Here is a 12796-nt window from a genome sequence, read left to right on the forward strand (position 1 = left end):
TTCACCGACGGAAGCGACGCCCCGGACGATCTGGCGCACCGCACAGGGGGAGACGTACCGGACCGCTCCCTGGTTGTACGTACGAAGGTCGGTACGGTCCGACCATCATGGCTTCCGATCATATTGAGACCAAAGGTGATCATTGACCTCCGGTACACCAACCACCTCGGCAGCCACGGGACGATCCCGCTACAGAACGACCGAAAACGCTCGATTCGGGCGGGGTGTCTACTGCCGGCGTCAGAAGACGCAGGGGATGCCGCCGTCGGACTGGGCCTCGACCTTGGGACCCTGCATCGCGACGTTCGCGGCCGGGTCGTCCGGGGCCGTGCTGGGGGCGGCGGGCCGGTCGGACGCGACGCCGTCGAAGGAGGTGCCGAGGGTGACCACGACGTGGCCGGCGCCGGCCGAGGAGGACTCGGTGGCGGTGACCCCGTAGCGGGCGGCGATCTGGTCGGCGGCCTCCTTGGCACCCTTGCCGTAGGTCACCGTGGTGGCCTTCGGCTTGGTGCGCGCCGGGCCGGTCACCCCCTGCTTGAAGCCCAGGCCGACCAGGACCTTGGCCTCGTTGGCGGAGGACACCCCGGCGGCGGAGGAGGCGTTGAACACGTCCACGGTGGCGGGGGCGGCGGCCTGGGTGGGCGTGGCGGTCTGCGTCGGCGCCTGGGTGGCGGTCGGGTCGCCGCTCGGGGTGTCGGCGGGGGCGGGCGCGGGGGCGGCGGCGTCGGCGCCGCCGAACACCTGCTTGACCACCTTCTGGATCTTCGACGGGGTGACGATGTTGACCGCCTCCCCGCCCTTCATGTCCTCCCGGTCGAAGGTCAGGGTGTTGAACTCGACGTTGCCGCCGGTCAGCGCCGGGGCCTGCTGGGCGAAGTCCAGGACGTTCCACTCGTTGTCGATCACCAGGTCCTGCTGGATCACTCCGAACATCTTCTGCATCGCCCCGAGGTCGCCGACGACGCCCTGCTCCTTGAGCTTGTGCATCACTCCGGAGATGAAGGCCTGCTGGCGGTGGGTCCGGGCGAAGTCGTCCGAGTCCCCGTGGCCGTCGTTCAGGTGGTGCCGCTGGCGGACGAAGGAGAGCGCCTGGGCGGCGTCGAGCTTGCTGCGGCCGGCCGGGAGCTTGAGCCCGGTACCGCCACCCTCGTGGGTGGTGGTCCTGGCGATGATCGGGTCGTCCACCGGGTGGGTGAGGCAGACCTCGATCGGCTGGAGCACCTTGGCGATGTCGTAGAAGCCCATCAGGTTGACCTCGGCGATGTGGTCCACCGGCTGGTCGACGAACTTCTGCACGGTGCGGATGGTGGCCGCGCGGCCGACGTCGCGGCCGGCCTTCTCCAGGTCGGCGCCCTTGAGCCCCTTGGCCTTCGGGCTGTTGTTGAACGCCTCCTTGGCGTTGCCGTAGGCCTCCTTGATCTTGGCCATGCCCATCTCCTTGCCGTCCCCGTCGTAGGTCATGACGTAGTCGTCGCGGGGGATGGAGATGCCCTGCACCTTGCCGCCACCCGCCGGTATGTGCAGCAGGATCAGCGAGTTGGTGTTGTAGCCGCCGATGCTGGAGTCCGCCCCGGCGTGCAACTCGTTCTGGACGATGGCCGGGTCGACGTCCGAACCGTCCATGTTCTTGCGGCTGTCCAGGCCGATCAGCAGCAGGTTGACCGAGTTGTCCAGGTGCTTGGGGGCGTCCTTCTTGGTCTGCTCGATGACGCTGGACGTGGTCATCCCGTCCGTGAGGGACGTGTACTCGTACCAGACCACCCCGCTGGCCGCGAACACCGTGAACCCGACCGTGCAGGCCACCACCCGGCCGGCGATCAGCAGCGGGGAGCGGCCCCCGCCGGAGGCCTTGCGGGCGGCGGCGCGGCCGCCCCGCGGCGGCTGCTCGGCGTGCGGCGGCTGCTCGGTGTTCTCGGCCATGGCTCCCCCGGTCCCGGACCGACGGTCGGCCCGTCCTCGACAGGTCTGTCGCGGCCCAGCGAAGCACAGAATCGGATCAAGCCAAAGCAGTTCGACGTCGGATTGCCATCAATCAGCCCGTTTTGACGGGTGATCACGCCGCCCCGGGAGCCGGCTCAGAGCCAGCCGCGCCGCCCCGCCAGCAGGCCGGCCTCGAAGCGGCTGCGGGCGCCGAGGCGGTCCATCAGATCGGCCATCATCCGGCGGGTGGTGCGCAGCGAGACGCCGAGGTGCTTGCCGGCCGCCTCGTCGGTGTAGCCCTGGCCGAGCAGGCGCAGCAGTTCCTGTTCCTGGCGGGTGAGGCCCTCCTCGTCGCGTTCGCACGGGGCGCCGAAGGGGGTGGCGTCGGACCAGATCTGCTCGAACAGCGAGACCAGCGCCGCGAGCACGCCCGGTGACGAGATCTGGACGGCGCCCTTGAGGGTGTTGGCCGGGTCGATCGGGACGAGCGCGACCTGCCGGTCGATGACCAGCATGCGCAGCGGCAGCGCGGGCACCGTCCGTATCTCGCAGCCCAGTCCGGTCAGCCACTCGGCGTGCTGGACGGTGGCCCGGTCCTTGCGCACCACGTCCAGGTAGACGGTGCGCATCGTCACCCCGCGGGCGAGCAGCTTCTCGTTGTCGGGGCGGCTGGCCTGGAGCGAGGCGACGGACCGGGCGCGGCCGGGGGCGAAGGTGAGCAGTTCCTCGCGGACCGAGCCGACCAGTTCCTCCATCCTCGCGTGCACGGTGGCCGTGCCGAGCAGCCGCTCCAGTTGGCTGTCCTCGGGGGCCGACTCGTCGCGGAACTGGGCGAGCATGCCGGAGATCTCGGCCTGGCGCTGCTCGAACTCCAACTGGGCGCGCTGCTGGACGGATTCGTAGTACCGCAGCAGGGCCGGCAGTCCGACCCTCGGGTCGACCGGCCGCAGGCCGCCGGACGGCTCGCCCGGAGCTTCGTCCCCGGAGGGTTCGAAGGGGCGGAGCAGGCGCAGGCCGGCGAGCTGGTCGAGGGCGGCCCGGACCTGCTCCTCGGTCAGGCCGAGCTTTCCGGCCAGACCCTCGACATCCAGCTGATGGTCGGTCAGCATCAACCGATAGACCGCCTGCGCGGCATCGTCGATCTCCCGCGTCATCGGCGCACCACTCCCCCGCAGCCCGTACCGATTTCCGGCCCCTGGCCGGACGAAGCCCGCTGCCCGATCATGCCAGGACGGACAGGTCAGGACAACCGCGTATGCCTTTCCCCCGGGGCCCCGGATCGGCCGGTCGCGATAAAGGTCATGGGGCGGCAATGGCACCAAGGTGCCACGGTGATCTTCCTGCCGCCCCGAACACCTTCCGATAGCCCTCGACTTCCTCCAGACTTTCGGTTGTCGGGGAGCCGCGAGCTCCCCAGCCGGGCCCGCCGATGACCACGGACCGTCATCACCGATGGTCGACCGACGAGGTCGTGGAACCGGTCGGCACCCGCTTCCGAAACACACATGTCCTGGGGGACCTCCATGTTGATTTCCTGCCGCACGTTCGCCTGTACCGCTGCCGCCGCGCTGGCTGTCGCCGGTGGCGTCCTGGCCGGATCCGCGCACGCCGCGCCTGCCGCCGGCCCCACCACCGCCTCGGTGCAGCAGTTCACGAACCACCTGCCCACCCAGCCGCGCCAGCCCCAGCTGCCGACGCTCGGCGGCGCCGCGACCCCGGGCGACTGGCACTGGTGACGGTCGCTTCCGCAGGCCATGGCACCTGACTCCTTCCTCGCCACGACCGGACCGACGGGCAGCCCGGCCGGACGGTGACGAAGGTCCGTCGGCGGGACTTCGGACCGCCGCATAAATTGAATGTGCAACAAACCGCCAGGAGCACCAGTGCCGGTTATCGAGCCGATTGTGCTGAACTTCTTCGGCCTCGAGATCGCCCTCGTCCAGGCCGACCGCGACGAGATCTCGTTCCATTTCGGTCCGCACCTCATCGGGATTTCCCGGGACCCCGACCAACTGTGGGTGGAATTCTCCCGGACCCCGGGGAAGGACGCTCCCGGCGATTTCCTGGTGCGCCGCAGTGACGGAACGCCATTGCTGCGGCGCACCTTCCGGGGCTGGGGGAACGTCCCGTCCGCGGTGCCGCCGTTCGCGGCGCTGCAGGACCGGTTCTGCCTGGCCCAGGCCGTGGTGCTGGCCAAGGGCGGCGCCACCGTGGCGCTGGTCGGCGGACCGTACTCGGAGCAGGCCAACGTGGGCGCCGCGCTGGCGCAGCGCTCCTGGGAGTTCGTCTCCGGACGGCTGCTGGTGCTGGACCGTCGCACCGGGCACGTACTGCCCTACCTCGCGCCGCTGGAGGCGCGCGGACCGGCCGCGGCCTGGCTGCGCGGTGCCGGGCTGCCGGACGGGATGTGGCGCACCGTCACCTCGCCGGTCGGCGGCGAGGTGCTGCTGGTGCGGCCGGAGAGCCTCGGCCCGGTGGTGCCGGTGCGGGCCCGGCTGGCTCCCCCTTCGCTGGTCCGGCTCTGCCGCAGCATCGACGAGGAAGTCCGGTTGGCACCATGGGAGTTCACGACCCACACCTGGCCGGCCGGGTCCAGCGGGGCGCTCGCCGGGGCGCCGACCCACTGCCTGCACCTGCCCGGCGTGAGCGGGGCGGAGGAGGCGGCCGGTCTGATCGATCAAGCCATGACCAAGGAGAAGGACGAGCCGTGCCTCGACGTACCAGCTATGCCATCGGCGCTCCGTGCTGGGCTGACTGCATCACTCCCGATCTGAGCGGCAGCCGGGAGTTCTACTCGGCGCTGCTGGGCTGGGAGTTCGTCACCGAGTCGCCGGACTACCAGCTGGTGGTGCTGGGCGGGGAGATCATCGGTGGCTTCGGCGCCGCCCCGGTGGGGTTGCCGCCGCAGGCCGCGTGGAACGTCTACCTGGCGACCAAGGACGCGGAGCACTGCTGCGTGCAGGTCGGCCGGCTCGGCGGGCGGGTGGTGATGCCGCCGGTGCCCGCCGGGGAGAACGGGCGGCTGCTGCTCGCCGTCGACTCCTCCGGGGTCACGGTCGGCTTCTGGGAGGGCGCGCGGGCCGAGGGCGTGGTGCTCGCCGACGAACCGGGCGCGATCTGCGGCCACGAGCTGCGGGTGCCGTCGGCCATCCAGGCCGAGGCCTTCTACGGGCCGCTGTTCGGTTACCGGCTGGGCGCGGACGGGCAGTTCGCGGTCGACGGCTTCGGCTACGCCCGGGTGGTGGAGAGCGACCAGGGCCGTCCGTGCTGGCTGCCGCTCTTCGGCGCGGCCGACCCGGCGGACGCCGTCCGCCGGGCGGTCGGGCTGGGCGCCCGGCTGGTGCGGCCGGGCGCGGAGGAACCGCCGGTGCTGCGCGACCCGTGGGGGGCCGAGTTCGGCCTGGTCCCCGCTTGATCCACGACGTCGCTACAACGCCTTGACCGCGGCGCCCAGTTCGGGCCGGCCCTTGATCGCCAGCTTGCGGTAGATCCGGCCCAGGTGGGTGTCCACCGTGCGCTTGCTGAGGCAGAGCCGCTCGGCGACCTCCAGGTTGCTCAGGCCCTGCAGCACCAGCTCGGTGACCCGCCGCTCGCTCGGGGTCAGCCGGACCGGGCCGGCGTCGCGGGTGCCGATGGCCGGGCCGCCGCGCTCCTCGGCCGGGCGTGGCCGGGCGTCGCCGCCGGGCAGCGGGTCGGCCGCGATGGTCCGGGCGGCGGCGTGCTCGCCGAGCGCCTGGTAGGCCTGCGCCGCGTGGCTGCGCCACGGCACGCAGGCCGGGTTGGCCACGCCGCGGGCGGCCAGCTGGTGCCCGCACTCCAGGAAGAGCCGCAGCGCCTGCTGGTGGTCGCCGCGGTGCGCGGCGACCAGGCCGCGGGCCTCCAGCACCACCGCGCGCAGCAACGGGTGGGCCTCGGCTGGCAGTTCGACCGCGGCCGGCTCGGCGTCGGCGGTCGCGGCGTCCACCGGCAGACCCCGGCGCAGCCGGGCCCGTACGGCCAGCGCCCGCGCGGCGCCCGCGAGGTCCTCGGCCCGGATCCGCCGGGCCAGTTCGGCGGCCTGTTCGGCGTCGGCGAGGGCGGCGTCGAGCCGGCCCTGCCGGTGGGCGATGTCGGAGCGGGCCAGCAGGGCGAGGGCGAGTTCGCCGCGGTGGTTCCAGCGCTGGGCGGAGCGGACCACCCGGCCGGCCCAGGCGGCGGCTTCGTCGAGCCGCCCGGTCCAGGCGTAGGCCATCGCCGCACCCAGCACGTCCGTCCCGGCCTCGGCGGGCGAGACCCGCCGCACGCAGCGCGCCGCCAGCCGCACCGCCGTACGGGGCTGGCCCCCGGCGGCGGCCAGCGCGGCCAGGGCGCCGAGCATGCCGGTGGCGGCGGGCTCGGCGGGGTGGGCGCGCAGGGCGGCGAGGGCGGGTCGCAGGGCGGTGCGCCGACCGGTCAGCACGGCCTGGGCGGCGAGCGGCAGCAGCAGTTCGGCGGGGGGCGCGGGGGTGCCGGCGAGTGCCGCGGCGGCCTCGGCGGAGGGGACGGCGGCGGCGCCGGCGGCGCTGAGCGCGAGCACCGGGCCGGCGAACGGCCGCAGCAGCCGGGCGCGTTCGACCGGGTCGGGGGCGCCGGCCGCGAGGCCGGCGGCGCAGCGGGCGGCGGCGGCCACGTCGCGGTGGAGTTCGACGGTGCCGAGCTGCCCGGTGAGCGAGCGGACCAGTTCCGGGTCGGCGGCGTCGGCGAGGGCGCGCTGGAGGTAGCGGGCGGCGTCGTCCCAGTGGCCGTCGGCGGCGGCTTCCCGGGCGGCGGTGCGCAGCACCGGGACGGCCCAGTCCAGCCCGGTGGTGCCGGAGGACATCAGGTGTTCGGCGGTGCGGGCGGCCGGGGCGCCGAGCCGGGCGAGCAGGGCGGCGGCCCGCTCGTGCAGGGCGACCAGGACGCGCGGGTCGGTGCGGGCCAGGACGGCGGTGCGGACCAGCTCGTGCCGGAAGGTCTCCGGCGGACCGGGTTCGATCAGGTCGGTGCGGCGCAGCGCCTCGCGGGCCTCGTCGGCGAGGAGTTCGCCCTGGCCGGTGAGCAGGGCGGCGGTGGCGAGGTCGGCGTCGGCGCCCAGCACGGCGAGGCCGGTGAGCAGTTCGGCGGCGCGGGGGTGGCTCTGCCGCAGCCAGCTGAGGGTGGTGTCGGCGAGGGTCCCGGCGCCGATCCGCAGCACCTTGTCGAGGTCGGGCGAGCCGGGCGAGATCCGGGCGGCGGCGAGCCGGGCGGTGAGTTCCTCGACCACCAGTGGGTTGCCCCGGGAGAGGTTGTGGCAGACGGCGGCGAGTTCCGGGTCGACCGGGGCGTCGAACTCCTCGGCCACCAGGTCGGCCACGCAGCTGTCGCAGAGCGGGCCGGGGGTGAGGGTGCGGGCGTGCCGGAGCGCGGCGAGTTCGGCGGCCAGCGGGTCGGCCGCCTCGTCGGCGGTGCTGGCGAGCAGGGCGACGGGCAGGCCGTCGAGCCGGCGGGCGAGGTAGGAGAACCACTGCCGGGACTCCTCGTCGGCCAGGTGGAGGTCGTCCACGGCCATCACCACGGGTGTTCGTGAGGTGAGCGAACGGGCCGCGTGGAAAAGGTTGTTCAGGACCCGTTCGCGCCCGTTTCCGACACTTTCGGGACCCGCCGGATGTGCCGTCGGGGCGCCCCCGGGAAGGGCCTCCGGAAGGGCCTCGGCGAGGAATTCCCCGGGCGATTCGCCCAGGAATTGCGGGGTCGCCTCCGGGTTGTTTGTCATGCGCATGAAAGGATCGAAGAGCTGACGGACCACGCCGTACGGAAAGTCCCGCTCGTTGTCGTGACATCGCGCCCGCAGCACCACCGCCTCGCCCGGCATCCGGGCCAGCGCGGCGCGCAGCAGCGCACTCTTCCCGATCCCTCTCGGACCCCTGACCAGCACGACCGCGGAACGGCCCGCGCCGGCACCCGCCACCGCACGCGCCAGCTCCGCCAGCTCCGTCTCCCGGTGCAGCAAAACCCCAGTCGGCACCGCAACCCCCCGTCATACCCCGTCGCGCGGACACACCAGTATCGCCTGCGGCGCCCCCCTGTCAACGCTCCGGCCGAATACGTACGGGACTACGTACCGGTCCGACGGAATACGCAATTCCGCGCGATGCGTAACTCGACCGCCCCGCCGAATATGCAGTATGTACAGGCCATTTGACGCCGTGTTCGAATACTCGCAACGAACTTGTGAACACAGGGGGATGACTTATGGAGCGTCCGCGGCTCAAGGCCCATTTCCTCACCGAGACGGTGGGCGAAAAGGTCTTCCTGCTCGGAGAGGGGCAGGACTACCTCGTCCCGGGAGCCGCCGCGGTGCGCCTCCTGCCCTACCTGGACGGACGGCGCACCGTCGCCGAGATCCTCCAGGAGCTCGGCGGCGAGATCGGCCTCGGTCAGGCGCTGACCGCGCTGCGCCGCTACGAGGCGGCCGGGCACCTCGCCGAGGGCCGGCCCGACCTGCCCGACCACGTGCTCGCCTACTGGGACGCCCAGGGCGTCGACCCGGCCGTCGCGCTGGCGGCCGCCCGGGCCACCGAGCTGCTGGTGCTCGCCCTCGGCGCCGCCGAGGCCACCCCGCTGGTCGAGGCGCTGACCGCCACCGGCCTGCGCGCCCGCGCCGTCACCGAGGACCAGGCCGTCGCGGCCGGCCCGGACACCCTGGTCGTCGCCCTCACCGACGACTACCTGGACCGCGCCCTGGAGCGGCTGAACACCGCCCGGCTCGCCGACGGCCGCCCCTGGCTGCTCGCCAAGCCCACCGGCACCTCCCCCTGGCTCGGCCCGCTGCTGCGCCCCGGCGAGACCGGCTGCTGGAGCTGCCTGGCCCAGCGGATCAGCGGCAACCGCCAGGTCGAGCGGTACCTGGCCGGCAAGCGCGGCGAGACCGTGCCGCTGCACCCCACCCGCGCCGCGATCCCGGCCGGCCCGGCGATGACCGCCCAGCTGCTCGCCACCGAGGCCGCCCGCATCCTGGCCGACGAGTGCTGCTCCGCGCTGTCCGGCACCATGGTCAGCCTCGACCTCAACACCCTGCAGACCACCGAGCACACCCTGGTCCGCCAGCCCCAGTGCCCCAGCTGCGGCGACCCGGCGCTGCTCACCGAGCGCAGCCCCAAGGTCGTCCTGCAGCCCAGCCCGGCCCGGCACACCACCGACGGCGGCTACCGCGTCCAGGCCCCGCAGTTCACCTACGACCGGCTCAAGCACCACATCAGCCCGCACCTGGGCGCGATCACCCGCCTCGGCGCGCACGAGGACACCGGCAACGGCATCACCTACAGCTTCACCGCCGGCCACAACTTCGCCATGGTCAACGACAACATGGACCTGCTGCGCCGCAACATGCGCGGCCAGAGCGGCGGCAAGGGCCGCTCCGAGATCCAGGCCAAGGTCAGCGCGATCTGCGAGGCGATCGAGCGCTACTCGGCGGTCTGGCGCGGCGAGGAGCCGGTGGTGCGCGCCGCCTACCGCGACCTCGACCCGGCCGTCGCCGTCCACATGGACGCCCTGCTGCAGTTCTCCGACGCCCAGTTCGCGAACCGCGCCGAGTGGAACGCCGACCCCAAGCACCGGCTCCACCTGGTGCCCGACCCGTTCCCGGTCGACGCCGAACTGGACTGGACCCGCGCCTGGTCGCTCACCCACGACGAGGAGCGCCTCGTCCCCTCCGGCTACGCCTGGTACGGCCACCCCGACCTCCAGCAGCACTTCTACTGCGTCGGCGACTCCAACGGCTGCGCCAGCGGCAACACCCTGGAGGAGGCGATCCTGCAGGGCTTCTGCGAGGTCGTCGAGCGCGACGCGGTCGCCCTGTGGTGGTACAACCGCACCGCCCAGCCCGAGTTCGACCTCGACTCGCTGAACGACCCGTACGTGGACACCATGCGCGCCTTCTACGCCTCGGTGGACCGCGAGCTGTGGGTCCTGGACATCACCTCCGACCTCGGCGTGCCGGTGTTCGCCGCGATCTCCCGGCGCAAGCACGAGGTCGAGGACATCATGGTCGGCTTCGGCGCCCATCCGGACCCGAAGATCGCCGCGATCCGCGCGCTCACCGAGGTCAACCAGTTCCTCCCCTTCGTCGACCGGCGGGACGAGAACGGCAACACCCTCTACCGCACCGACGACCTGGAGACCCTGGAGTGGTGCAGGACCGCGACGATCGCGGGCGAGCCCTGGCTGCTGCCCGACCGCGCCCAGCCCGCCAGCACCCTCGCCGACTTCGCCCCGCTCACCGGTGACGACCTCGCCGGACACGTCCGGGACTGCGTCGAGCGCGCCCGCCGGGCCGGCGTCGAGGTGATCGTGCTCGACCAGAGCCGCCCCGACCTCGACCTCGCCGTGGTCAAGGTGATCGCCCCCGGCATGCGCCACTTCTGGCGCCGCCTCGCCCCCGGCCGGCTCTACGACGTGCCGGTGCGCCAGGGCCGACTGGCCGCCGCGCACACCGAGGAGCAGCTCAACCCGAAGAACGTCTTCTTCTAGGAACGGCCGGGTGCAGACGAGATGACCACCGCCACGACCCCCGCGACGGCCACCGCCCTCGACGGGATCGACCTGCCCGCCACCGCCCGTACGGTGCGCCGGCTGCGGCTGCGCCCCGACGGCGCGCTCACCCCGCTCGGCCCCAAGGCCGTCCGGCTGACCGCGCCGGTCGGCGCGCTGAACCTGCCCGACCTGGCGCCCGGCGCCATGGAGGCGGTGGCCGCGCTGGCCGCCGGGGAGCAGACCGAGGAGGAACTGGCCGCCCTGGTCGCGGCCCGGGACGGCGACGCCGGGCTGCTGCGCTGGCAGCTGACCCGCCGCCGGCTCGGCACGGCCGGGATGCTGGAGCACTCCGTCCACCTGGTGCTCGACGGTGCGGACGAGCCGCTGGCCCGGCTGCGTCCGGTCGGCCGGGGCGCCGCCGAGCCGGGGCCCACCCCGGACCCGACCGGGCAGGTGAAGCTGTCCCGCTTCGCCTCCGCCTCGGTCGAGGGCGGCGCCCTGCTGGTGCGCGCCCCGGGCAGCCCGCTGGCCGTCCAGCTGACCACCCGGGCCGCCGGCCTGCTGGCCGCCCTGGCCGGCTGGACCAGCCCCGCCGCGCTCGCCCAACTCCCCGGCGGGCTCCCGCTGGACGCCGTCCGGCAGACCCTGCGGCTGTTCGCCGCGGCCGGGCTGCTGGCCTACGGCTCCCCCGGTGCCGAGCCGGAGGCCGAGGAGCAGCGCTTCGCCCAGTGGACGGCCGCCGACCTCGCCTTCCACTCCCGCACCCGCCGGCCCACCAGCGTGGCCGGGTACGGCGGCACCTACCGGTTCGGCGACCGCTTCGCCCCCGAGCCGGCCTCCCCGGCGCCGTTCGCGGGCCGCAAGGTCGCCCTGCCCGTCCCGGACCTGGACGAACTCGCCCGAGCCGACCGGCCGTTCACCGAGGTGCTGGAGCAGCGCCGCTCGGTGCGCGACCACGACGAGCAGACCCCGATCACCCTGGAGCAGCTCGGCGAGCTGCTCTACCGCAGCGCCCGCCGCCGGCAGACCTTCACCGGCGGGGACGGCCAGGAGCTGGCCGACCGGCCGTACCCGAGCGGCGGCGCGGTGCACGAGCTGGAGCTGTACCCGTTGGTGACCTCCTGCGCGGGTCTGGAGCCCGGGCTGTGGCACTACGCGACCGACCGGCACGAGCTGGAACTGGTCAGCGAGCCGAGCGCCGCGACCGCCCAACTGGTCAAGAGCGCCCGCGAGTCCAGCCTGATGCAGACCGATCCCCAGGTGGTGCTGCTGGTCACCGCGCGCTTCGGCCGGGTGATGTGGAAGTACGAGACGGTCGCCTACCCGCTGATCCTCAAGCACGTCGGCGCGCTCTACCAGACCCTCTACCTGGTCGGCACCGCCATGGACCTCGCGGTCTGCGGCCTCGGCGGCGGCGACGCGGCCGACTTCGCCGCGGCCAGCGGCCTCGACTACTTCACCGAGGGCAGCGTCGGTGAGCTGGTCATCGGCAGCCGGCCCCCGACGCTGCGCCAGGACGTCGGCGTCCCACGGAGAGAAGCAAGACGATGAAGTTCCGTTTCAAGGCGCTGCAGCGGATGCGCGAGCCGGACGAGCTCGACTCGCCGACCCTGCTCGCCGCGCCCCGGGGCTGGATCGCCCTGTTCGTCGTGATGATCACCATGGCCACCGCACTGCTGTGGACCTTCACCGGGAAGATCCCGATCACCGTGGACGCCCCCGGCCTGCTGACCCACCCGCACGGCACCGCGATGATCCAGAGCCCGTTCGGCGGGATGGTCCGCACGGTGCTCGCCAAGCCCGCCGACCAGGTCCGGCAGGGCCAGTCGGTGGTCCGGGTCGAGGACACCGAGGGCCACAGCCGGGAGATCACCAGCCCGTTCGGCGGGCGGGTGGTCGGCCTGTCGGTCACCGACGGGCAGGTGGTCGCCCCCGGCTCGCCGGTCGCCTCGGTCGAACGGGTGGACGACCCGAAGGAGCGGATGGTCGCGATGGTCTTCGTGCCCGCGACCCGCACCGTCGGGCTCGGGCCCGGCGACCAGGTGGACCTCAACGTGTCCACCAGCCCGGCCGGCGCCTTCGGCCTGCTGCGCGGCACGGTCAGCTCGGTCAGCCCGTACGCGCTCACCAAGGAGGCCGTCTCCGGCCTGGTCGGCGGCGACCTCGCCGCCCAGCGCTACCTCGGCAAGGACGCGCCCCGGCTGGTCGTCGTCGACCTGACGCCCGACCCCGACACCCCGAGCGGCTTCGCCTGGACCTCGCAGAGCGGCCCGCCGAACCCGCTGGGCACCCAGGTCGCCGTCACCGCCACGATCAACGTGGGCCGGCAGACCCCGTTCAACCTGATCCTCGGCCGCTGAGAGGGGGC

General features: G+C 73.4%; 9 protein-coding genes. 6 read left to right on the forward strand and 3 right to left on the reverse strand.

Annotated elements, in window-relative coordinates:
• Positions 1-240: 240 nt before the first annotated feature.
• Together ACWCYO_RS14590 and ACWCYO_RS14595 are read right to left on the reverse strand one after the other, a co-directional pair.
• Entirely contained in the window at positions 241-1920 is a 1680-nt protein-coding gene (locus ACWCYO_RS14590; protein WP_449784444.1) for an LCP family protein, read from the reverse strand.
• 155 nt (positions 1921-2075) lie between these two features.
• Positions 2076-3074, reverse strand: a complete 999-nt coding sequence (locus ACWCYO_RS14595) for a helix-turn-helix domain-containing protein (protein WP_270145189.1) — start codon at positions 3072-3074, stop codon at positions 2076-2078.
• A gap of 369 nt (positions 3075-3443) precedes the next feature.
• Between ACWCYO_RS14595 and ACWCYO_RS14600 the strand changes: the two genes are divergently transcribed.
• From ACWCYO_RS14600 to ACWCYO_RS14610, 3 genes are all read left to right on the forward strand, one after another.
• Positions 3444-3656, forward strand: a complete 213-nt coding sequence (locus tag ACWCYO_RS14600; protein ID WP_270145191.1) for a hypothetical protein — start codon at positions 3444-3446, stop codon at positions 3654-3656.
• Between the two features lie 147 nt (positions 3657-3803).
• Positions 3804-4694: a hypothetical protein gene (locus ACWCYO_RS14605; protein WP_449784445.1), complete on the forward strand. Its 891-nt coding sequence runs from the start codon at positions 3804-3806 to the stop codon at positions 4692-4694.
• Positions 4628-5335, forward strand: a complete 708-nt coding sequence (locus ACWCYO_RS14610) for a VOC family protein (protein WP_270145195.1) — start codon at positions 4628-4630, stop codon at positions 5333-5335. Before ACWCYO_RS14605 ends, ACWCYO_RS14610 begins: the two co-directional genes overlap by 67 nt.
• 12 nt (positions 5336-5347) lie before the next feature.
• Here the strand turns inward: ACWCYO_RS14610 and ACWCYO_RS14615 are convergent, their stop codons facing one another.
• Positions 5348-7921, reverse strand: a complete 2574-nt coding sequence (locus ACWCYO_RS14615) for an ATP-binding protein (protein WP_270145197.1) — start codon at positions 7919-7921, stop codon at positions 5348-5350.
• 227 nt (positions 7922-8148) lie between these two features.
• On the opposite strand from ACWCYO_RS14615, the gene ACWCYO_RS14620 reads away from it, so the two are divergent.
• From ACWCYO_RS14620 to ACWCYO_RS14630, 3 genes are read left to right on the forward strand one after another with little or no spacing between them, the layout of a single operon-like run.
• The gene (locus ACWCYO_RS14620) at positions 8149-10425 is read left to right on the forward strand and encodes a TOMM precursor leader peptide-binding protein (protein ID WP_270145199.1); all 2277 of its coding nucleotides are present in this window, start codon (positions 8149-8151) and stop codon (positions 10423-10425) included.
• Positions 10426-10446: 21 nt separating this feature from the next.
• Positions 10447-11979, forward strand: coding sequence for a SagB family peptide dehydrogenase (locus ACWCYO_RS14625; RefSeq protein WP_449784446.1), 1533 nt, complete (start codon positions 10447-10449; stop codon positions 11977-11979).
• Positions 11976-12788, forward strand: a complete 813-nt coding sequence (locus tag ACWCYO_RS14630) for an HlyD family efflux transporter periplasmic adaptor subunit (protein ID WP_449784447.1) — start codon at positions 11976-11978, stop codon at positions 12786-12788. The genes ACWCYO_RS14625 and ACWCYO_RS14630 overlap by 4 nt, the downstream gene beginning before the upstream one ends.
• Positions 12789-12796 lie beyond the last annotated feature (8 nt).

The organism is Kitasatospora sp. NPDC001683, from assembly GCF_053596495.1.

Excerpts from the sequence above, each read along its gene's own strand:
- ACWCYO_RS14590 (WP_449784444.1), bottom strand. The coding sequence starts at position 1,920 with ATGGCCGAGAACACCGAGCAGCCGCCGCACGCCGAGCAGCCGCCGCGG.
- ACWCYO_RS14595 (WP_270145189.1), bottom strand. The coding sequence starts at position 3,074 with ATGACGCGGGAGATCGACGATGCCGCGCAGGCGGTCTATCGGTTGATG.
- ACWCYO_RS14600 (WP_270145191.1), top strand. The coding sequence starts at position 3,444 with ATGTTGATTTCCTGCCGCACGTTCGCCTGTACCGCTGCCGCCGCGCTG.
- ACWCYO_RS14620 (WP_270145199.1), top strand. The coding sequence starts at position 8,149 with ATGGAGCGTCCGCGGCTCAAGGCCCATTTCCTCACCGAGACGGTGGGC.
- ACWCYO_RS14625 (WP_449784446.1), top strand. The coding sequence starts at position 10,447 with ATGACCACCGCCACGACCCCCGCGACGGCCACCGCCCTCGACGGGATC.
- ACWCYO_RS14630 (WP_449784447.1), top strand. The coding sequence starts at position 11,976 with ATGAAGTTCCGTTTCAAGGCGCTGCAGCGGATGCGCGAGCCGGACGAG.